The organism is Alistipes dispar, from assembly GCF_006542685.1.
Taxonomy (GTDB): domain Bacteria; phylum Bacteroidota; class Bacteroidia; order Bacteroidales; family Rikenellaceae; genus Alistipes; species Alistipes dispar.
The window spans coordinates 2,383,989-2,403,619 of the sequence record NZ_AP019736.1 but is presented as its reverse complement, the minus strand read 5'-3'; the positions used below and the strand labels follow the sequence as shown (position 1 = coordinate 2,403,619).

Sequence of the window (19,631 nt, the reverse complement as noted above, 5' to 3'; positions counted from 1 at the left end):
TTCACACGACGACACACAAAGCAAAACACGATGCAGACGAACCAGACGACAAAGACGGAACGAAACGATACGGCGGACCAGACGGCACGGCTCGCACGCTGCGCCGAAGCGCTGCGCCGCCACGGCTTCGAAGCGGTCGTGACGAAGGACGCGCAGGAGGCGTTCGAAAGGCTGCGCGCGGCGGTCGAGGCCGAGATGCCGGAACTCGTATCGTTCGGCGATTCAATGACGATGCGCGACACGGGAATCGTAGAATGGCTGCGCCGGGACGGGCGGTGGAGGCTGCTCGACGGATTCGACGCCTCGATGCCCCGGCCCGAAAGACTCGAAATCCGGCGGCAGGCCCTGCTGTCGGACCTTTTCGTAACGGGAATCAACGCCGTGACCGAAGAGGGCACGCTCCATTGGCTCGACATGGTAGGCAACCGCATCGCCCCGGTGGCGTTCGGTCCCCGCAAGGTGCTCCTCGTGGCGGGACGCAACAAAATCGTGGCCGACCGCAGAGAGGCCGAAGAACGCATCCGGCGCATCGCCGCGCCGCAAAACATAGCCCGCCACCCCGGATTCCGCACACCGTGCGCCAAAACCGGGGTCTGCATGGACTGCAACTCCCCCGACCGCATTTGCAATACCCGGATGGAGATGCTGCGCTGCCACCCGGCAGGGCGCGTGCTGGTGGTGCTGATCGACGAAGACCGGGGATTATGAAAAACAGAAACGCATGAAACGGCTGTTCTATCTATTGTGCGCCCTGTGCGCGGCGCTGCTCACGGCAGCGTGCGGAGAATCCCGGACCGGCGTATTCTACACGGCCCGCTACCCCGTCACCCGGGTCGAAGCCGACGTCGCCCTGACCGAAAACTCCGATCCCGGCACGGGAGAGGAGGGAGACGGCTCCGGGGATAACTCCGGCAGCGGAGAGACCGGAGACGGCAACGAAGACGGAACCGGAGACAATACCGGAACCGGCGATGATACCGGGACGGGGGACAGCGACGGAACCGGAGCGGCCGGAGGCGGGAATCCGGACGACGGCGGCGACGAAGGCGACAGCGAAGAAGACGGCGGCAGCGGGGAGAATCCGCTGGTCGCGCAGATCGAGGCCGAGATCGTGTCGGCGGCCCCCGTGCAGGCGGGAGGCGGCTACACGCTGCACTTCTCGCAATACAACGGCGGACGGGCCGAAATCAGGACCGCGCCCGACACGGAACCCGTGACGGGACTGTTCGGCAAGGAGCCGGGCAAGGAGCAGTTCGAGGTTCTCTTCGGCGAGGAGGACTACGTATGTTCGCCCGCATCGTACACCGACGAGGAGGGCGAGCGGAAAATCGTGCTGGAGGTGGACCTCACGGAACAGTACCAGGCCCTCTACCCCGCGGCCGGCATCACGCGGGCCGTGCGCAGGGAGTACACCTCGGCAAACGCATACTGAACAGGATGGCAAAGGTAAAAAAAGCCTTCTTCTGCAAAAACTGCGGATTCGAAGCCCCCAAATGGCTGGGGAAATGTCCCTCGTGCGGGGAATGGAACACCTTCGCGGAAGAGATCGTGGCGCGCGAGAGCGGCTCCGTACCGGCCGTCGCCGCAGGGTCGCTGCCGGCGGCGAAACCCCAGCGGGTGCGTGACATCCGCGAGAGCGAACACCGGCGGCTCGATCTGGGCAACGCCGAGGTGAACCGCGTGCTGGGCGGCGGCATGGTCCCCGGATCGCTCGTGCTGCTGGGCGGCGAGCCGGGCATCGGCAAATCGACCCTTTCGCTCCAGATAGCTCTGGCCGCGAACGGGCTGAAGACCCTCTACGTCTCGGGCGAGGAGTCGGCCGAGCAGATCAAGATGCGCGCCATGCGGCTCGGGATCGGCAACGAGGAGTGCATGATCTACCCCGAGACGCTGCTGGAGAACATCGTGGCGCAAATCGCCGAGCAGAAGCCCGACCTGGTCGTCATCGACTCGATACAGACCATCTACACCGAGCTGATGGATTCGTCGGCCGGAAGCGTGTCGCAGATCCGCGAATGCGCCGCGACGCTGCTCAAATACGCCAAATCGACCGCCACGTCGATCGTCATCATCGGCCACATCACCAAGGACGGGACCATCGCCGGACCGAAGATCCTCGAACACATCGTGGACGTCGTCCTGCAATTCGAGGGCGACAGCAACAACATATACCGCATCCTGCGCGGCATCAAGAACCGCTTCGGCGCGACGTTCGAAATCGGCGTGTTCGAAATGCTGGACACCGGACTGCGGGGCGTGGACAACCCGTCGGAAATCCTGCTCACGCACTACGAGGAGCCGCTGAGCGGCATCGCCGTGGGTGCTGCGGCCGACGGCGTGAGACCCTACCTGATCGAAGTGCAGGCGCTGGTGAGCGGCGCGGCCTACGGCACGCCCCAGCGCACGGCCACGGGATTCGACACGCGGCGGATGAACATGCTGCTGGCGGTGCTCGAAAAGCGCGTCGGGATGAAGATGTTCCAGAAGGACGTCTTCCTGAACTTCGCCGGAGGGTTCAAGGTCGCCGACCCGGGGCTGGACCTGGCCGTCGTGGCGGCGGTGATCTCCTCCTACTACGACCGTCCCGTGGGAGAGGGCGTCTGCTGCGCGGGCGAAATCGGGCTGTCGGGCGAGGTGCGCCCCGCCCCGCGCACCGAACAGCGTATCAGCGAGGCCGCCCGGCTGGGATTCCGGCGGATCGTCGTCTCGGGATACCTCGCCAAAGGAGCCAAACACCCCAGAGGCATCGAAATCGTGCGGATAAACAGCATCGACCAGTTGCCCCGGGCGCTCTTTCTGGAATAGAATTTGCTGCTCCCCCGGAAAAACGCGGGGGACGCGGCGAACGGCCGCCTCTTCCGAAAGGAGCGACTATGAAAGATTTCGACAAAATCATCTGGAGGGACGCGGTGACGCTCGCGGACTTCTTCGCCACCTGGTGCGGACCGTGCCAGGCAATGGTTCCCGTAATCGACAGATTCCAAACGGAAATGAACGGTCGTGCGGACGTTTACCGGATCGACGTGGACGACCCCGACATGCTGGAGATCGTGCGGCGTTACAACATCTCCTCGGTTCCGACTCTGGTGATCTTCCGCCGCGGCGAAGTGCTCTGGCGCCGAAGCGGTCTCATAGGCTACAGGGAACTCAGGGAGGCTTTCGACACGATCGAACAGCGCGAACACGCCGTACATCACTGAACTTCCAACCGCCAGGCCAGCTCCTCGTGGACGTAGTCTTCGGCACGGAGCCGGCCCAGAGAGCCGGCTTTGCGGAGCACCGCCTGCCGGCTCTCCCCGTTTCGGGACCCGACGGCCGCGAGCAGCGCCACCGCCCCCTGTGCGACAAGGAGTGCAGCGGCGGGAGTGCACACGGAGCAGGCGGCGGAAGGGGTTGCGGACGCGGAAAAACCGCTTTCCGGGGAGGCGGACACTGCGGGGCCGGTCCCGGCAACGACGGCAGCAACGGGTGCGGCAGAAACAAGGCCTCCTTCGGAAGCTGCAACGTCCGGCGGCACGGTTTCGGCGGCCGCGGCAGCCCTGCGGACCGCTTCGACGGCGGAATCGACCCACCCGGAGTCGGGCGGCACGACGCGGGAAGCGGCCATCAGCGCTGCATACTGCAACGGCCACGGCATATCGGTCGCCGTCCACGTCCGGAACAGGGCGGGAAAGTCTCCGATACGCGGCAACAGGGCGAAGGCGGCCTCCTCGGCCAGCTCGTGATTGACGATGCCGGAGGCCCAGAACGGAAATTCGCCGGGCGTAAGGCCGGCCGGATCGGCAATGTGGTAGGCCGCAAGGCGCAGTTCGCGCACATCCTGCAACGAGAGGAACTTCGCAAATGCGTAATCGGGCTTTTCGGCACGCGCCAAACGGCGCAACGTCGGAAGGCTCACGCCGTAATTCAGCCCGTAGGGCGCGCCGACGAGGCGCATGGCATCGGCCACGGCCCCGTTGCGCTCACGGCGCAACTCGCCGAGCAGCGCCGTCATGCGGGAGGTATGGTTCATATACGTCTGCTATCTGCGACGCGGAAGAGCCACCTGGACCGTGCGGCCGAATTCGAACAGCGGCACGACGGCACGGGCGTATTCGCGGCCGGAGGCGATCACCGTGCAGGTCGAAGGATCGGCCATGCGGCACTTCACCGTACCTTGCTCTTTCGGACCGGCCTCGATCGGACACTCCGTGTCGCCCGACGGCTCGATCTGCAACACCACCATATCGCCCGAGAGATCGCTCTCGGGAAGCAGCCCGGCGGCCGGGCTGAAGCGGCAGAAGACATACTGTTTCCGGTCGGCGGAGGGATAGACCAGGTAGCGCTGCGTCCGGGTCGAAACGATCTGCTTGCCGAGGAACAGCTCCAGGTAGCTCTGCTCGAGCCGTTCGATCTCGGCCAGCGCGGCGTTCAGCCCCTCGCCGAAGACATTCTCGCCGGCTTCGCCCGTAATCAGTTCCAGGCGGTGACGGCGCAGGGAGAAAATCTGCTCGGCGGCCATGCGCGCGGCATCCTCGAGCGAATAGACCGTCGCCGAGGTCTTGTCGGGTTGCAGGGCCGCGAAAGCCTCGTCCGAAGCCGCATGGGAAACGACGCGGGAGGCATCGGCCGCGGGTGCGGCTGCCCCGAACGCGTCATCGCCGGCCAGCGCGATCCGCGCCCCCGCGATGCTCCATGTCGTCTTGTCGGTCAGCGGAGCGCGCACACCGAGGTATTTCTGCGCATAGCGGGCATAAGGTCCGCAGAGGACGGTGCTGCACTCGACCGAAAGATCGACGGCCAGCACCGAACGGGGCATGCTGACGGCGATCCCCGCAGCGCTTTCGGCGGCGCCTTCGAGGGCGATATAGGGATTTTGGGCCGTGGCGGCAGCGCCGCAACACAACAGGGCCAGGGTCAAAAGACGGAATTTCATAGTGCACGAAGTTTGGATACCATCTACAAATGTAACTTTTTTTCGCGTGCCGTCAAAATTTCAGGTAAAAATCGCGCGTAAGGGCCCGGTATTCGGGAGTATAGGATTCGTGTCCGCCCGTGCCGACCACCAGTTCGTCGCGCAGCGGGACGACGGGCCGCCCGGTCTCCTCCGGCAGGGCTGCGGAAACGGCCGGGACGGCGACGGCAGCACCGGGAACGTTCAAGGGAGAAACGACGGAAGCGACAAGACCGGAAGGGGCGGAAGCGGAAGCCCCGGCCGAAACGGCGGGACCGGCCAAAGCGGAAGCTCCGGCCGTCAGTTGCCGGAGAAGAAGCGGAGCCCCGGCCGGGCGGGTCAGGCAGAGCAGGGCGCGCTTCGCTTCGCGACGCGGCGTGGTGCGCACGTCGGTACGATGCACGAGGGTCAGGGCGTCCCGGCAAACGGCGAGGAAGCGTTCGGCCTCGGATGAGGGAAGGATCAGCGCGAAACGACCTCCGGGAGCGAGCAGCCGCAGCACGGCGTCGCGCAGCGCCTCGAAAGGCAGATGGACGGCATGACGCGCGGCGGTGCGGCCCGCATCGGGACAGGTGAGCGAACCGACGAAATAGGGCGGATTGGAGACGATGAGATCGAACGCCCCGCCGGCGGCGAACTCCTGCACGGGGCAGCGGTGAAATTCGAGGCGTGCCCCCCACGGCGAGGCGTCGGCATTCTCGCGGGCCTGCGAAACGTCGTCGATGTCCACCCCCGCGATCCGTGCCTGCGGCATGCGCTGGGCCATCATCAGGGCGATCAGTCCCGTGCCCGTGCCGATGTCGAGTACCCGGCGGTCGGAAGGCAGCACCGGGGCCCAGGCCCCGAGGAGCACGCCGTCCGTGCCGACCTTCATCGGGCAGCGGTCCTGCCGCACGGCAAACTGCTTGAAACGGAACATGGATCAATCCTTCAGATAACCGCCGATGCCGGCGCCGAACAACGAAAAATCGTACCGCACGGGATCGTCGGCATCGAAGGTGCGGAGCGCGGCGGTGACCTCCTCGACGGCTCGCCAGTCGTTCTGACGGCGCGAGAGCAACCCCAATGCGCGGGCCATGTCGCCGGCATGGACGTCGAGCGGCAGCCGCAGGGCCGAAGCGGGAATGGTGCGCCACTCCCCGAAGTCCACGCCCCGGTCGTCGCGGCGGACCATCCACCGCAGGTACATGCACAAGCGTTTGCACGCCGCGCCGCGCTCGACGGAAGAGAGGTGTTTCTCGCAGCGCGGCGCATGGTCGGCGGCGAAAAATTCGCGGCGGAAATCGGCGAAGACCGCCGGAAGGTCGCCCACGGCGGCGTAGCGGCTCTCGAAAAAGGCCCCGATGCCGCCGTAGAGCGTTTCGATGCGGCGCAGGGCCAGCACGAAATCGCGGGCGTCGCCCCCGTTGAAGGTGCGGTGGACGAAGGCGCCGAGTCCCGCCAGCTCGCGCTCCGAGGCGTTGCGCACGAAATCGGCCGGAGCATCGTCCATGTAGCGCATCAGGCGGTGGCCGTTACGGACGATCGTGGGACGGCTGCCCCAGGCGATGGTGGCGGCGAAGAAGCCGGCGATCTCCCGGTCGGCACGGCCCGTGTAGCGGTGCGGCACGGCGACGGGGTCGTCCGGAATGAACTCCGGGCGGTTGTACCGGTCGTGGAGCCGCTCGAGCAGCTCGCGCAATGCCCCGCGATCAGATAATCCGGCCATCGGACATGGTGATTTTCCGGTCGGCCATCGCGGCGAGGCGCTCGTCGTGGGTGACGATCACCACGGTCTGCCCCAGCTCGTCGCGCAGGTCGAAGAACAGACGGTGGATCTCTTCGCGGTTGCGGGTGTCGAGGTTGCCCGAAGGCTCGTCGGCCAGCAGCACGGCAGGCGCATTGACGATGGCCCGGGCGATGGCCACGCGCTGCTGCTCGCCGCCCGACAACTGGCCGGGCTTGTGGTCGCGGCGGGCGGTGAGACCCACCAGCGCGAGCAGCTCCGCGGCACGGCGCTCGACCTCGGCGCGGGGCCGCCGGCCGATCAGCCCCGGAATGCAGACATTCTCGAAGGCCGAGAACTCGGGCAGCAGGTGGTGGAACTGGAAAACGAAGCCGATGCGGTCGTTGCGGAAACGCGACAGCGCCTTGTCGCCCAGCGCGAAGGGGTCTTCGCCGCCGATCTCCACCCGGCCCGCGTCGGGACGCGAAAGCGTGCCCATGATTTGCAGGAGCGTCGTCTTGCCGGCGCCGCTGGCTCCGACGACGGAGACCACCTCGCCCTGCCGGACCCCGAGCGAGACGCCCTTGAGCACCTCCAGCTCGCCGAAGCGTTTGCGTATGTCTGTAAGTCGTATCATAGCGAAACCTGTCGTTCGTACATTCCGAAAAGCCGCACCGTATCGACGGCCTCGCGCACGTCGTGCACGCGGAGAATCGCCGCACCCTGGCGCAGGCACTCCCATCCCAGCGCGACCGACCCGGCGAGCGAACAGGCGGGCGTCGTGCCGAGCACCTTATAGATCATCGACTTGCGCGAAAGCCCCGCGAGTACCGGGTAGCCCAGCGCACAGAGCTCGTGCAGCCCGGCGAGCAAGCGGTAGTTCTGCTCCGCGGTCTTGGCGAATCCGAAACCGGGATCGAGGACGATCCGTTCGCGGCGGATACCGGCGGCGAGCATCCGTTCGACACGGCGGCGGAAATAGGCGACCACCTCGGAAACGATGTCCCGGCGGTAGTCGGTGAGCGACTGCATCGTCTGCGGGTCGCCCTTCATGTGCATGGCGACATAGGGCACGTCGTAACGGGCGGCGACGGCGAACATGGCAGGGTCCAGCTCGCCGGCCGAAATGTCGTTTATCATCAGCGGACCGAAGGTCTCGATGGCCCGGGCGGCGATGCCGCTGCGGAACGTATCGACCGAAACGGCCGTATCGGGAGCCAGCCGCCGCACGGCCTCCACGCCCAGCGCCACGCGCCGCCACTCCTCGTCGGGCGGAACCTCGTCGGCCCCGGGACGCGAGGAGTAGCCCCCGACGTCGATGATCGAGGCGCCCTCCCCCACGGCTTCGAGGACACGGCGTTCGACCTCTCCGGCCGAAGGGGTCCGGCTCCCGGCGTAGAACGAGTCGGGAGTGACATTCAGAATGGCCATCACGCACGGCGTGGCCGGAAACGGATCAACGGTGCTGTGCTTCATAACGGAAACGGCGGTCGAGGGCCGCCACGGCGGGTTCGAGCTCCTCTTCGAGGATATTGACAAGGGTGAAATCGGCTGCGGCGCAGAGCGTGTCGTCGTCGGCCTGGGCCGCGATCCGGCGGCGGACGGCTTCGGCGTCGCAACCGTCGCGGCGGCAGGTGCGTTCGATACGGAGTTCCAGCGGGGCCAGCACGGCGACCGTGCGATCGACCGCCCCACGCAGTCCGGCCTCGAAGAGGATGGCGCTCTCCAGAATCACGTAATCACCCGCCTGCCGTTCGGCCCAGGCGGCGAAATCGGCCACGACGGCGGGATGCACCAGCGCATTGAGATCGGTCAGCGCCGCCCCGTCGGAGAAGACCATCCCGGCCAGACGGGCGCGGTCGAGCGCACCGCCGCGGTAGATGTCGGCGCCGAAGCGCGCCGCGATCGCCTGCCGCAACTCCGCGGAACCGGTCATCAGCCGCCGGGCCTCGGTATCGGAGTCATAGACCGCGACACCCCGCGCCGTGAACAAACGGCAGACGGTGCTTTTGCCGCTGCCGATGCCGCCCGTGATTCCGACCTTCATCATGGCGTCACTCCTTTACGGGGTCGTCGATCTCGGGGATCGCACCGATGGAGATGATCTTGATGTCGCTGAAGCGCACCGAAATCGCGTGCTGCAACGACTGCGGGTCGATGACGAGCTTGCCCTCGTGGCCCTCCCCGGTCGCCCGGCGCGTCTTGAGCTCGGCGAGGGGAATGCGCAGCGTCTTGTTCATATAGACCCTGTAACCGAACAGGTTGGTCCCCACCCCTTCGACCACGCAGGTAATTTCGACGGGCTGGCCGTCGATGCTCAGCCGGATGGTCTGTTCGGTGGTATACATATAAGTCAGTTTGGCCAGATACCACAAGATGAACGAGGCGACGAGCAGCGCCAGAAAGACCGGCGAGACGTAGCGGCGCATCCACTTCAGCAGATTTTCCATGTGTCCTACAAAAAAATAGCCACTCCGGCATCGAAGGCGCCGCAACCCGTGGCGGGATGCGGCCCTACGGCCGAAAAGCGATCCGATATGCAAAGATAAGGCAAGATGCGCGCAACGCCAAATTTATTTGCCGCCGCCCGACGAAAAAGGACCGTATCGCGGAGATACGGTCCTTTCGCTATTTATAAAATCAGATATACGCGGGGATTATTTCTCCTCGCCGGCCTTCGCGGCGCGCCGGATCATCAGATCGTAGGCGATCGGCGTGGCGATGAAGATCGTGGCGGCCGTACCGACCACGACGCCGATGATGAGCGCGAAGATGAAGCCGCGGATCGTCTCGCCGCCGAAGAAGAAGATCGCCAGCAGCGTCACGAGCGTCGTGCCCGAAGTGTTGATCGTACGCGACAGCGTCGAGTTGATGGCGCCGTTCACCAGCTCCTTGAGATTGCGCTTCGGGTAGAGGCCCAGATACTCGCGGATTCGGTCGAAGACCACCACCGTGTCGTTGATGGCGTAACCGATGATGGTCAGAATGGCGGCGATGAAGGCCTGGTTCACCTCGAGGTTGAAGGGCAGCAGCCCGTAGAACATCGAGAAGATACCGATGATGAGCAGGGCGTTGAACGCCAGTGCGGCCGTGGCTCCCGTAGCCCACTGCCAGCGCTTGAAGCGGAAGGTGATGTAGAGACCGATGGCGATGAGCGAGAAGAGCACCGAGTAGATGGCGTTCCACGTCATGTCCTGAGCGATCGAAGGACCGATCTTGTCGGCGGTGAGAATACCGTTCAGGTCGGTCTGCGTGTTGCGGAACTGTTCGAAGGTGATGGCATAGGAGTAGAGCGGGCTCAACGCGTCATAGACGATCTTCTCGACCTCGGCCGTAGCCTCGTCCGACGTGTCGTCGTAACGGTACTGCGTCACGATGCGCATCTGGTTCTCGTTGCCGTACTGCTTCACCTCGAAGCTCACGGACGAAGCGTCGGCGTCGGCGATCCGGGAGAAGGCCTTGTCGAGGTTCTCGCGGACATCCTCGGCCGATACGGGCTTGTCGAAGCGGACCACGTAGGCGCGGCCGCCGGTGAACTCGGCTCCGAGGTTCAGTCCGCGGACGGCGAACGAAACGCACGAGAGCGCCATCAGCGCCACGGCCAGTACGTAGGCGACCTTGCGCTTGCCGATGAAATCGACGTGCGTGTTGCTGAGGAACGCCTCGGACCACTTGTAGGAGAACGAAATGGAACCCCATTTCGCAACGATCCACTCGATCATCAGGCGCGTGATGAAGATGGCGCAGAAGACCGAGGTGACGATACCGATGATGAGCGTCGTAGCGAAGCCCTGCACGGGACCCGTACCGAAGACGAAGAGGACGATACCCGTGATGATGGTGGTCAGCTGACCGTCGATGATGGCCGAGTAGGCCTTCGAGAAACCGTCCTTGATGGCCAGCGAAATGCCCTTGCCGCCGCGGAGCTCCTCCTTGATGCGTTCGTAGATGATGACGTTGGCATCGACGGCCATACCCATCGTCAGCACGATACCGGCGATACCCGGAAGGGTCAGCACGGCGCCGAACGACACGAGCACGCCCATCAGCAGGAAGACGTTGGTCAACAGCGCGATGTCGGCCATCCAGCCCGCCGTCTTATAGAAGAGGCCCATGTAGAGGAGTACGAGGATGAAGGCGATCACGAACGAAAGCATACCGGCGTTGATCGACTCCTGGCCCAGCGAAGGACCGACGACCGTATCCTGAATGATCTTCGCGGGAGCGGGGACCTTGCCCGAGTTGAGCACGTTGGCCAGGTCCTTGGCCTCCTGAATCGTGAAATCGCCCGTGATCGAGGACTGGCCCTTGTCGATCTTGCCGTTCACACGGGGCGCCGAATAGACGTAGCCGTCGAGCACGATGGCGATGCACTTGCCGATGTTCTCGCCCGTCATGCGCGCCCACTCCTGCGTACCCTCGGCGTTCATCGTCATCGAGACTTCGGCCGTGGCGCCGCGCTGGGCGTACTGCTCGGTAGCCTCCGTGACGACCGAACCGTCGAGCGGAGCCTTGCCGTCGGGAGTGGAGACGCGGATGGCGTAGAGGTAATAGCGGCCGTCGATATGGTCGTCGCCCTTGACGCCCCACTTGAAAAGGATGTCGGCCGGGAAGAGCTCGCGCACGGCAGGCTGGGCCAGGTAGGCGTTCACGGCGGCCATGTCGGCCTTGTAGGCGGCGCCGATGGCGGCTCCGCCGGCGAACGACGGGTCGAGCACGGCGAAGAGCGGATTCTCCTCACGGTCGTAGTTGCCCGTGCGGGCCGACTCGGCCACCGACGCGGAATCGGCGCCCACCTCGGCGATCAGACCCGAAGTCTCACCGGCGGCGGGAGCCGTCGAAGCGGCCTCCGCCGAAACCTCCGCCTCCCCGGCAGCAGGCTGAGCGGACTGCTCGGAACGGATGAACTTGTCGGCCGAAACCAGAATCGGCAGCACCTCGCGGGCGTCGTAGGTGGTCCAGAACTCGAGCGAGGCGGTTCCCTGCAACAGGTCGCGGACGCGCTGCGGCTCCTTCACGCCCGGCAGCTCGACCAGAATGCGGTGCGAGTTGGGCAGACGCATGATGTTGGGCTGCGTCACGCCGAAGTGGTCGATACGGCTGCGGAGCACGTTGAACGAAGCGGCGATGGCGGCTTCGGTCTCGCGCTTGAGGATCTTCTCCACGTCGGCGTCGGAGCTCTCGAGCGTGATGTCCTTGCGGTCGGGGCTGACGAAGATCCCGGCGATCGGCCGCCCGCCCGAGAGGCGCTCGTAGGCCTTGACGAAATCGGCGATATAGTCGTTCGAGGAGCCCTGCTTCATGGCCTCGTTGGCCTCGGCGATGGCCTCGACGAAGGCCGGATCGTTCTGGCTGTCACCGGCGAGGGCCTTCACGACGTCCTCGACCTGCACCTCCAGCATGACGTTCATGCCGCCCTTCAGGTCCAGACCCAGATTCAGCTCCTTCTCCTTGCACTCCTTGTAGGTGAACTTGCGCAGCCCCATGTTATAGACCGGCAGGTTCTGCACCGAGTCGAGATAGTGCTGCTCGGCCCCGGGCTGTTCCTCGAGCGGGAACTGCGCGGCGTACTCGGCCGCTTTCTTCTCCACGCTACGTGTCTTGAACGTAAACGAGAGTTGATAAACGCACGCGAGCGCCAGCAGCACCGCGATGAGTTTAATAAAACCTTTACTTTGCATCTGCTTGAAAAAAATTTGTTATTATTTGTTGTTATTCAGTCATTACGCACAATAGCACGCAAAGATAAAAAAAAAGAATGGAAAATATGTATCCCGGCTGAAAAATCTCTATTTTTGGAGCCGTATGGCACGTTTGTCCGAATACAGATACCATTTGGCGGCGCTCTTCACCGTCTCGGTATGGGGCGCAACGTTCGTTTCGACCAAGGCGCTGATCGCCGCGGGACTCACCCCGGCGGAGATTTTCCTCATGCGTTTCGCGTTGGGATACCTCTGCATCCTGCCGCTGGCGCCCCGCCGGCTCCGGGCGGAAAACCGGCGCGACGAGGCGGCGTTCGCCGCGGCGGGCGTCTGCGGCGGATCGCTCTATTTCCTGCTGGAGAACGTCGCGCTGGAGTACGCCCCGGCGTCGAACGTTTCGCTGCTGGTCTGCACGGCGCCCGTCTGGACGGCCCTCGCGGCCGGACGCGCCGACCGCGGCGAACGCATGACGCGGCGTCAGGCCGCCGGAGCCGCGCTGGCGGCGGCTGGCATGGCGCTGGTGGTGCTCAACGGACGTTTCGTGCTGCACATCTCGCCGGCGGGCGACCTGCTGGCACTGGCCGCCGCGCTGTCGTGGATGGGCTATTCGCTGGTCATCAAACGGCTGGGGGCGCGTTATCCGGCGTCATTCATCGCCCGGAAGGTCTTCTTCTACGGCATGGCGACGATCCTGCCGGTCTTCGCATTCCGCCCGTTCGCCGCGACCGGGGAGCTGCTCGCGCGCCCCGTCGTATGGGCCAACCTGCTGTTCCTGGGCGTCGTGGCCTCGGGATTCTGCTACGCCCTCTGGAACGCCGTGATGCGCCGGCTGGGAGCCGTCCGGGCGACCAACTACATCTTCTTCAACCCGCTGGTGACGATGCTCACGGCGGCGCTCTGCATCGGCGAGCGCATCACGGCGCCGGCTCTCGCGGGTGCGGCGATGATCCTCTGCGGCATGTGGCACGCGGAGCGACGGTGAGCCGATCGCGGGACTTTCCGGTCCGCAGCAAACGACGGACCGGTTAGCAAGAAGCCGCCGGAGGCGGCATGCGGAAATTCCGGAAATTTTCACTATATTTGGAAACCTCAACCCGAAAAACGCCATGAAAAAACTGCTGCTTTGCTGCTGCACCGCGCTGTTCGCCGCGAACGCGTCCGCACAACCCGCCTACGAGCCGTCGCCCGAGAACCTCGCCGCACGGCAACGATTCGCCGACGGTAGGTTCGGCATTTTCCTCCACTGGGGTCTCTACGCCCTGCTCGGACAGGGCGAATGGGTGATGACCAACCAGGACATCGACTACCGCGAATACGAGAAGCTCGCCGGGGCGTTCTGTCCGGCGGCATTCGACGCGAAGGCGTGGGTGACGGCCTTCCGCGAGGCAGGAGCCCGCTACGTCTGCTTCACGACGCGCCACCATGACGGATTCTCGATGTTCCGCACGGCGCAGTCGCCCTACAACGTCGCGGACGCCACGCCGTTCGGACGCGACGTGGTGAAGGAGCTGGCCGAAGAGTGCCGCCGGCAGGGTCTGGGCATCCACTTCTACTATTCGCTCATCGACTGGTGGCGGGAGGATGCGCCGCGCGGCCGCACGGGGCGCGGCACGGGACGTCCGGCCGAAAAGGAGGATGTGGAGGCCTATTTCGACTTCATGAAGGCGCAGCTCACCGAGCTGCTCACGCAATACGGCCCGGTGGGGGCGATCTGGTTCGACGGCGTATGGGACCAGGACGAAAATCCCGGGTTCGACTGGCGCCTGGACGAACTGTACGAACTGATTCACACGCTGCAACCGGCCTGCCTGGTGGTGAACAACCACCACCTCACGCCGTTCGAGGGCGAGGACGTGCAGACCTTCGAACGCGACCTGCCGGGCGAGAACACGGCGGGACTCTCGGGGCAGGCCGTGAGCCGCCTGCCGCTCGAAACATGCCAGACGATGAACGGCTCGTGGGGATACCGGATCACGGACCGGAGCTACAAACCGACGGACGAACTCGTCCGCTACCTCGCGGGGGCTGCGGGACGCGGAGGGAACCTGCTGCTCAATATCGGCCCGCAGCCCGACGGGGCGCTGCCCGCGGCGGCTTTGGAACGCCTCGCGGGAATCGGCGCCTGGCTGCGGAAGAACGGCGAGACGATCTACGGCACGCAGGCCGGGCCCGTGACGCCGCGCGCATGGGGCGTCACGACCCGCCGGGGCGACAAGATCTACGTCCACGTGCTCGACTGGCCCGACGCGGAGCTGTTCGTGCCCATCCGCGGAGAACGGGTGCGCGAAGCGAAAGCCTTCGCCGACGGCCGCAGGCTGGAGTTCCGGCAGGACGAGGAGGGCGTGACGCTCCGTCTGGGCGAACGTCCGGCAGGACCGGATCACATCGTCGAACTGACGATGGGGAAATAGGCCGGGAACCCGCCCGCACGGCGGAGCGGTCCGCCGTTCTGACCGGACAAGACCCGACAAGGCCTGATAGCCCCGACAGGACCGGACAAGGCCCGGCAGGACCCGACCGAACATGCGATGCTGCAATCCTGCAAGCTCTCGCCGGGAATACGGGACAGTCCGGAAAGGATCGGACAATCCGGAAACGGCCGGAAAATCCGGGAGGGGGTGCACGGTGTCCGGGATACCCTCGCCGGGCATACGATATATTCCGCGTCCAAAAAGCCGGGCCAGCAAATCGAGAGAAGACGAAAAAAGCGGGGAAGTGGATGTCCACTTCCCCGCTTTCGTTTTCGGATACCGACCCGTTCCGCGATCGCCGCCCGGGCCGGAAGCCGGTGCGTTACTTCACCTCCTCGAACTCGACGTCCTCGGGCTGCGAGCCGCCCTCGGACCGGGCGCCGCCCGCATCGGCCTGCGACTGCTGGCCGGCTCCGGCGTTCTGCTGCGCCCCCTGGGCCTGCTGCTGCGCGTAGATGTCCTGCGAAGCGGCCTGCCATGCGGCGTTCAGCTCGGCGATGGCCGTGTCGATGGCAGCCACGTCGGCGTTCTTGTGCGCCTCCTTCAGCTTGCCGAGCGCCGTCTCGATAGCGGTCTTCTTGTCGGCCGGCAGCTTGTCGCCGTACTCCTTGAGCTGCTTCTCGGTGGCGAAGATGTTCGAGTCGGCGGCGTTGATCTTGTCGATACGCTCCTTCTCGGCCTTGTCCTTCGCCTCGTTGGCCTTCGCCTCGTCGCGCATGCGCTGGATCTCCTGCTCGGTCAGACCCGACGAAGCCTCGATACGGATCTTCTGCTCCTTGCCCGTGCCCTTGTCCTTGGCCGAGACGTTCAGGATGCCGTTGGCGTCGATGTCGAACGTCACCTCGATCTGCGGCACGCCGCGCGGCGCGGCCGGAATGCCGTCGAGGTGGAAGCGGCCGATCGACTTGTTGTCGCGCGCCAGCGGACGTTCGCCCTGGCAGACGTTGATCTCCACCGAAGGCTGGTTGTCGGCGGCCGTCGAGAAGACCTCCGACTTGCGCGTCGGGATCGTCGTGTTGGCGTCGATGAGTTTGGTCATCACGCCGCCCAGCGTCTCGATGCCCAGCGACAGCGGCGTGACGTCGAGCAGCAGCACGTCCTTCACCTCGCCCGTCAGCACGCCGCCCTGGATGGCCGCACCGATGGCAACGACCTCGTCGGGGTTCACCGACTTGTTGGGAGCCTTGCCGAAGAACTCCTGCACGATCTTCTGGATGGCGGGAATACGCGTCGAACCGCCCACGAGAATCACCTCGTCGATCTGCGAAGCCTCGAGGCCCGCGTCGCGCAGCGCCAGCTTGCACGGCTCGACGGTCTTGCGGATCAGATGGTCGCACAACTGCTCGAACTTGGCGCGCGTCAGCGTCATCACGAGGTGCTGCGGAATGCCGTTCACCGGCATGATGTAGGGCAGGTTGATCTCCGTCGTGGTCGAGGACGAAAGTTCGATCTTCGCCTTCTCGGCAGCCTCCTTCAGACGCTGCAGGGCCATTGCATCCTCACGCAGGTCGATGCCGTGCTCGGCCTTGAAGGCCTCGGCCATGTAGTCGATCAGCACGTGGTCGAAGTCGTCGCCTCCCAGGTGCGTGTCGCCGTTGGTGGACTTCACCTCGAAGACACCGTCGCCCAGCTCCAGAATCGAAATATCGAACGTACCGCCGCCCAGGTCGTACACGGCGATCTTCATGTCGTTCTGCTTCTTGTCCAGACCGTAAGCCAGCGCGGCGGCCGTAGGCTCGTTGATGATACGGCGCACCTTGAGGCCCGCGATCTCGCCCGCCTCCTTCGTGGCCTGGCGCTGCGAATCGGAGAAATAGGCCGGAACGGTGATGACGGCCTCCGTGACCTCCTGGCCCAGATAGTCCTCGGCCGTCTTCTTCATCTTCTGCAAAATGATGGCCGAGATCTCCTGCGGCGTATAGAGGCGTCCGTCGATATCGACGCGCGGCGTGTTGTTGTCGCCCCGGACGATCGAATAGGGAGCGCGCGCGATGTCGGCAGTCACCTTGTCGTAGGTCTCGCCCATGAAACGCTTGATCGAGAAGACCGTGCGCTTGGGATTCGTAATGGCCTGACGCTTCGCCGGATCGCCGACCTTGCGCTCGCCGTCGGCGGTGAACGCCACGACCGAAGGGGTCGTGCGGTGTCCCTCCGAGTTGGGGATGACCACGGGCTCGTTGCCCTCCATCACTGCCACGCAGGAGTTCGTAGTTCCTAAATCAATACCAATAATCTTTGCCATAATCGTAAATATGTTTTAATTGTTTTTCCGTCTTTTCCGTGCCTGCGGTTTCCGGCCTTCGGGCATCCGCCGCAGGACACGTCCGTTTTCCGAACAAAGGTTGTACCAAACGGCAATCCCTGCCAAATTGTCAGACGAATGGCAGGAAGAGCGGTTCCGGAGCGCCCCGCGCACGGCATTTTGGCAGGAACGGTCAAAAGGCGCCCCGGCGGAACGGAGCGAAAAGGGACGGACGGCGCAGGGCGACGGTACAAACGGACCGGGACGGAACCCGGCATGCGAAAGGCCGGATCCGCACGGAATCCGGCCTTCGACCCGGCACACGGCCGGACAAAATATCGTAAGCTCTTACTGCTGTTCGCTCAGGATACGCATCGCCACGTCGAGAATCGTCGTGTCGTCCAGCGTCACGACACCGCCGTCGGGACCCGGTTCGAAGTGCACGCCGACACACTCCTTGGCCTCGTGTTTGCCTCCGAAATAGTTGCGGACGGTTTCTACGTCTATTCCCAGTTCATCTGCGATACGTTGCGAACTGCCGCTCGGCAGCCGGTCCTTGATACGACGCAACTCGTTAAATGTGATAATCATATCTGTTGAATTTTAGGTGTTGCACTTCTGCACAACTAAATTAATACATTTTTACGGAATTACAAAATTTCTGCCTGAAAAAGTAGCGGGAAACAGGAAAAACGGATCGCGGGACGAGAAAAACGAAAGCGGAGCGAAAGGATCCGGAATCTTCGGCCGCAGTCCGGCAGGCATTCCGGACGAACCGCCCCCGGAAAAACGGGATGCGGGGCGCCCGCGGAAACCGGGAAGGCCGGGTCGGGAGAGCCGTGAAACCCGGAAAAAACGCATCAAGACCGGGAGTCTCTGACAAAGAGGGTTCCGAAAGAGCGGGACGTGCGAAAACGAACCGCTCCCGCGAAAGCAATTTTTCGCGGGAGCGACGGTCGCAGACGACGACCCGGGGGAGGCTACTCTTCCTCCTCGGGTTCGATGTAGAGTTCGAAAATCAGCGGCGAGAAGGGCGGAATCTCCGTGCTGACGGTCGTCACGCTCTCCGAATCGTCGGAATCGCTGCCGTAACCGTAGCCGTAGCCATAGCCGTAATAGGGATTGTAATAACCGCCGTAATAGCCGCCGTAGCCGTAGTAGCCGCCGTAATAGGGATTATAATAGCCGTTGTTGCCGTAATAGCTGTTGTAATAGTTCAGATAATTGAGATAATCGTAATAATCCGAGGAGGAATATCCCCCCGAAGAGGAGGTTCCGCCCGAACGGCCCGTCGAACCGTAACCGTTGGTCGAGGTGGCGACGACGGCCGCCCACTGCCCGTACTTGAGATTGGGAATCGAATAGTACCACATGGTAACGGCTCCGCCCTCCTTGGGAGTGTATTCGTAGGCTTCGCCCTCCGAAACCACCTCGCCGTAGATCAACTCCTTCACCTCGTCGATATTCGTATCGAAAATGAAACCATCGAGGAAACGGCCGATATACCACACCTTAGCCGTGCCGTCGAGCTTCACCGAGTCGGCTTCCAGTTCCTTGATATCGGTCGGATAAGGATTGTCCTCGTCGGGATGGAAGCGTTTGACGAGCGCTTCGTTGATCTTCGTCTCGAGCGTCTCCATCGACGACGCCTCGGCATAGGGCAGGAAGCCCGAAAAATAGGGATCGGGGAATTTCAGTCCCTTCTTCGCCGGGTTGAACCGGTAGTTGATATAGACCTGCGGAATGGTGTCGTTGGCGCTCACCCACTCCTCGGCGACATTGTAGGGGTGATTCTTGTCCTCGGGATCGGAAGGCAGCGGCCCGATGTCGGCCGTATCGTCGTCCTTGTCGTACATTTTCAGGCCGCCGTTATGCGTCTTGCAGAACTCGTCAACCTCGCGGCCTTCGTGCTCGAGCGGATTCTTGACCGTGTCGCAGATCGTCATCGTGACGATGAACGGCCGCCGCGCATCGAGCGTATAGCCGCTCTGCCCTTCGTAGCCGCCGTCGCCCGAAACGCCGCCGGACCCCACGACGCGCGAAGGCATGTAGAGCACCACCTGCGACCCCTCGCGGAGCCGGAGCTCGGTAGGAAGGTTCCGCTCGGGATGCGCCGCCACGTAGTCGGGATCGAGATGCAGCGTGTTGCGCATGGCCAGGTAGGTCCCCTCGATCAACGATCCCGAGAAGCGCTCGCCGCAATAGCGGTAATAGGGCACGTAACGGGTGTATTTGGTGAACGACCCTACCTGATGGGCCTCGTCCGCACGGCGCGTGAGGATGATGTTGCCGCTCAGGTCGCGGCCCGAAAAGTCGAACGACACCCAGCAGACCGTGTCGCTGATCGGAGCCGCCTCCATATCGCCGGCATCGAGGACGTCCACGTAATAGCCGCCGTCGGACTGGTAGTTTTTCAGCAGCTCGGGGCGATGCTGCTGCATCCACGCTTCGAGCGCCATATCCTCGAACTTGTCGAACGATTCGGCCTCCTCCTTCGCGCAGGAACCGAGCAGCAGCAGACCGGCCGCCGCAAGGCACAGGATACGCAATTTCATATTTCGTCGCATTCTCATTCTTT

General features: G+C 64.0%; 18 protein-coding genes. 6 read left to right on the top strand and 12 right to left on the bottom strand.

The window, feature by feature from the left end:
* Positions 1–30 precede the first annotated feature (30 nt).
* The 4 genes from FME97_RS10130 to FME97_RS10115 all read left to right on the top strand — a co-directional run bounded on the left by FME97_RS10130 (position 31) and on the right by FME97_RS10115 (position 3,200).
* Complete coding sequence (locus tag FME97_RS10130; protein WP_141429522.1) at positions 31–708, top strand: lactate utilization protein; 678 nt, start codon at positions 31–33, stop codon at positions 706–708.
* Positions 709–721: 13 nt separating this feature from the next.
* On the top strand, positions 722–1,432 hold the full coding sequence (locus FME97_RS10125) for a hypothetical protein (RefSeq protein WP_232522868.1): 711 nt from the start codon (positions 722–724) through the stop codon (positions 1,430–1,432).
* Between the two features lie 5 nt (positions 1,433–1,437).
* Positions 1,438–2,805 (top strand): DNA repair protein RadA, encoded by a 1,368-nt coding sequence (radA, locus tag FME97_RS10120; RefSeq protein ID WP_141429521.1) that lies wholly within the window; start codon positions 1,438–1,440, stop codon positions 2,803–2,805.
* Between the two features lie 68 nt (positions 2,806–2,873).
* A complete protein-coding gene (locus tag FME97_RS10115) occupies positions 2,874–3,200 on the top strand; it encodes a thioredoxin family protein (protein WP_141429520.1) in 327 nt (108 codons plus the stop codon).
* Here FME97_RS10115 and FME97_RS10110 read toward each other — a convergent pair.
* From FME97_RS10110 to secDF, 9 genes are all read right to left on the bottom strand, one after another.
* Positions 3,194–4,012 carry a DNA alkylation repair protein gene (locus tag FME97_RS10110; RefSeq protein WP_141429519.1) on the bottom strand — a complete coding sequence of 273 codons (819 nt, stop codon included), beginning with the start codon at positions 4,010–4,012 and terminating at the stop codon, positions 3,194–3,196. The genes FME97_RS10115 and FME97_RS10110 overlap by 7 nt on opposite strands.
* 9 nt (positions 4,013–4,021) lie before the next feature.
* Positions 4,022–4,915: a DUF4831 family protein gene (locus FME97_RS10105; RefSeq protein ID WP_141429518.1), complete on the bottom strand. Its 894-nt coding sequence runs from the start codon at positions 4,913–4,915 to the stop codon at positions 4,022–4,024.
* Positions 4,916–4,967: 52 nt separating this feature from the next.
* Positions 4,968–5,852: a tRNA1(Val) (adenine(37)-N6)-methyltransferase gene (locus tag FME97_RS12595; RefSeq protein ID WP_232522866.1), complete on the bottom strand. Its 885-nt coding sequence runs from the start codon at positions 5,850–5,852 to the stop codon at positions 4,968–4,970.
* Positions 5,853–5,855: 3 nt separating this feature from the next.
* Entirely contained in the window at positions 5,856–6,641 is a 786-nt protein-coding gene (locus tag FME97_RS10090) for a TIGR02757 family protein (RefSeq protein ID WP_141429517.1), read from the bottom strand.
* Positions 6,625–7,275, bottom strand: a complete 651-nt coding sequence (locus tag FME97_RS10085) for an ABC transporter ATP-binding protein (protein ID WP_141429516.1) — start codon at positions 7,273–7,275, stop codon at positions 6,625–6,627. The genes FME97_RS10090 and FME97_RS10085 overlap by 17 nt, the downstream gene beginning before the upstream one ends.
* Positions 7,272–8,114, bottom strand: coding sequence for a dihydropteroate synthase (gene folP / locus FME97_RS10080; RefSeq protein ID WP_458574550.1), 843 nt, complete (start codon positions 8,112–8,114; stop codon positions 7,272–7,274). The genes FME97_RS10085 and folP overlap by 4 nt, the downstream gene beginning before the upstream one ends.
* On the bottom strand, positions 8,095–8,685 hold the full coding sequence (gene coaE, locus FME97_RS10075) for a dephospho-CoA kinase (protein ID WP_141430013.1): 591 nt from the start codon (positions 8,683–8,685) through the stop codon (positions 8,095–8,097). Before coaE ends, folP begins: the two co-directional genes overlap by 20 nt.
* Before the next feature lie 7 nt (positions 8,686–8,692).
* Positions 8,693–9,088: a hypothetical protein gene (locus tag FME97_RS10070; RefSeq protein ID WP_141429515.1), complete on the bottom strand. Its 396-nt coding sequence runs from the start codon at positions 9,086–9,088 to the stop codon at positions 8,693–8,695.
* 207 nt (positions 9,089–9,295) lie between these two features.
* A complete protein-coding gene (gene secDF / locus FME97_RS10065) occupies positions 9,296–12,319 on the bottom strand; it encodes a protein translocase subunit SecDF (RefSeq protein WP_141429514.1) in 3,024 nt (1,007 codons plus the stop codon).
* A 124-nt stretch (positions 12,320–12,443) separates the two neighbouring features.
* Here secDF and FME97_RS10060 point away from each other — a divergent pair, with 124 nt between their 5' ends.
* Entirely contained in the window at positions 12,444–13,322 is an 879-nt protein-coding gene (locus tag FME97_RS10060; RefSeq protein ID WP_141429513.1) for a DMT family transporter, read from the top strand.
* A gap of 124 nt (positions 13,323–13,446) precedes the next feature.
* The gene (locus FME97_RS10055) at positions 13,447–14,751 is read left to right on the top strand and encodes an alpha-L-fucosidase (RefSeq protein ID WP_141429512.1); all 1,305 of its coding nucleotides are present in this window, start codon (positions 13,447–13,449) and stop codon (positions 14,749–14,751) included.
* A 382-nt stretch (positions 14,752–15,133) separates the two neighbouring features.
* Here the strand turns inward: FME97_RS10055 and dnaK are convergent, their stop codons facing one another.
* From dnaK to FME97_RS10040, 3 genes are all read right to left on the bottom strand, one after another.
* Positions 15,134–17,053: a molecular chaperone DnaK gene (gene dnaK, locus FME97_RS10050; protein ID WP_141429511.1), complete on the bottom strand. Its 1,920-nt coding sequence runs from the start codon at positions 17,051–17,053 to the stop codon at positions 15,134–15,136.
* 348 nt (positions 17,054–17,401) lie between these two features.
* The gene (locus FME97_RS10045) at positions 17,402–17,644 is read right to left on the bottom strand and encodes a DNA-binding protein (RefSeq protein ID WP_141429510.1); all 243 of its coding nucleotides are present in this window, start codon (positions 17,642–17,644) and stop codon (positions 17,402–17,404) included.
* Positions 17,645–18,033: 389 nt separating this feature from the next.
* The gene (locus FME97_RS10040; protein ID WP_141429508.1) at positions 18,034–19,608 is read right to left on the bottom strand and encodes a hypothetical protein; all 1,575 of its coding nucleotides are present in this window, start codon (positions 19,606–19,608) and stop codon (positions 18,034–18,036) included.
* Between the last annotated feature and the right edge of the window lie 23 nt (positions 19,609–19,631).

Bases quoted from the DNA above. Each gene is read 5' to 3' on its own strand.
- FME97_RS10090 (WP_141429517.1), bottom strand. From the start codon at position 6,641: ATGGCCGGATTATCTGATCGCGGGGCATTGCGCGAGCTGCTCGAGCGG.
- FME97_RS10060 (WP_141429513.1), top strand. From the start codon at position 12,444: ATGGCACGTTTGTCCGAATACAGATACCATTTGGCGGCGCTCTTCACC.
- FME97_RS10105 (WP_141429518.1), bottom strand. From the start codon at position 4,915: ATGAAATTCCGTCTTTTGACCCTGGCCCTGTTGTGTTGCGGCGCTGCC.
- FME97_RS10115 (WP_141429520.1), top strand. From the start codon at position 2,874: ATGAAAGATTTCGACAAAATCATCTGGAGGGACGCGGTGACGCTCGCG.
- FME97_RS10055 (WP_141429512.1), top strand. From the start codon at position 13,447: ATGAAAAAACTGCTGCTTTGCTGCTGCACCGCGCTGTTCGCCGCGAAC.
- FME97_RS10125 (WP_232522868.1), top strand. From the start codon at position 722: ATGAAACGGCTGTTCTATCTATTGTGCGCCCTGTGCGCGGCGCTGCTC.
- dnaK (WP_141429511.1), bottom strand. From the start codon at position 17,053: ATGGCAAAGATTATTGGTATTGATTTAGGAACTACGAACTCCTGCGTG.
- folP (WP_458574550.1), bottom strand. From the start codon at position 8,114: ATGAAGCACAGCACCGTTGATCCGTTTCCGGCCACGCCGTGCGTGATG.
- secDF (WP_141429514.1), bottom strand. From the start codon at position 12,319: ATGCAAAGTAAAGGTTTTATTAAACTCATCGCGGTGCTGCTGGCGCTC.
- FME97_RS10070 (WP_141429515.1), bottom strand. From the start codon at position 9,088: ATGGAAAATCTGCTGAAGTGGATGCGCCGCTACGTCTCGCCGGTCTTT.
- FME97_RS12595 (WP_232522866.1), bottom strand. From the start codon at position 5,852: ATGTTCCGTTTCAAGCAGTTTGCCGTGCGGCAGGACCGCTGCCCGATG.
- FME97_RS10130 (WP_141429522.1), top strand. From the start codon at position 31: ATGCAGACGAACCAGACGACAAAGACGGAACGAAACGATACGGCGGAC.
- FME97_RS10110 (WP_141429519.1), bottom strand. From the start codon at position 4,012: ATGAACCATACCTCCCGCATGACGGCGCTGCTCGGCGAGTTGCGCCGT.
- radA (WP_141429521.1), top strand. From the start codon at position 1,438: ATGGCAAAGGTAAAAAAAGCCTTCTTCTGCAAAAACTGCGGATTCGAA.
- FME97_RS10085 (WP_141429516.1), bottom strand. From the start codon at position 7,275: ATGATACGACTTACAGACATACGCAAACGCTTCGGCGAGCTGGAGGTG.
- FME97_RS10045 (WP_141429510.1), bottom strand. From the start codon at position 17,644: ATGATTATCACATTTAACGAGTTGCGTCGTATCAAGGACCGGCTGCCG.
- coaE (WP_141430013.1), bottom strand. From the start codon at position 8,685: ATGAAGGTCGGAATCACGGGCGGCATCGGCAGCGGCAAAAGCACCGTC.
- FME97_RS10040 (WP_141429508.1), bottom strand. From the start codon at position 19,608: ATGAAATTGCGTATCCTGTGCCTTGCGGCGGCCGGTCTGCTGCTGCTC.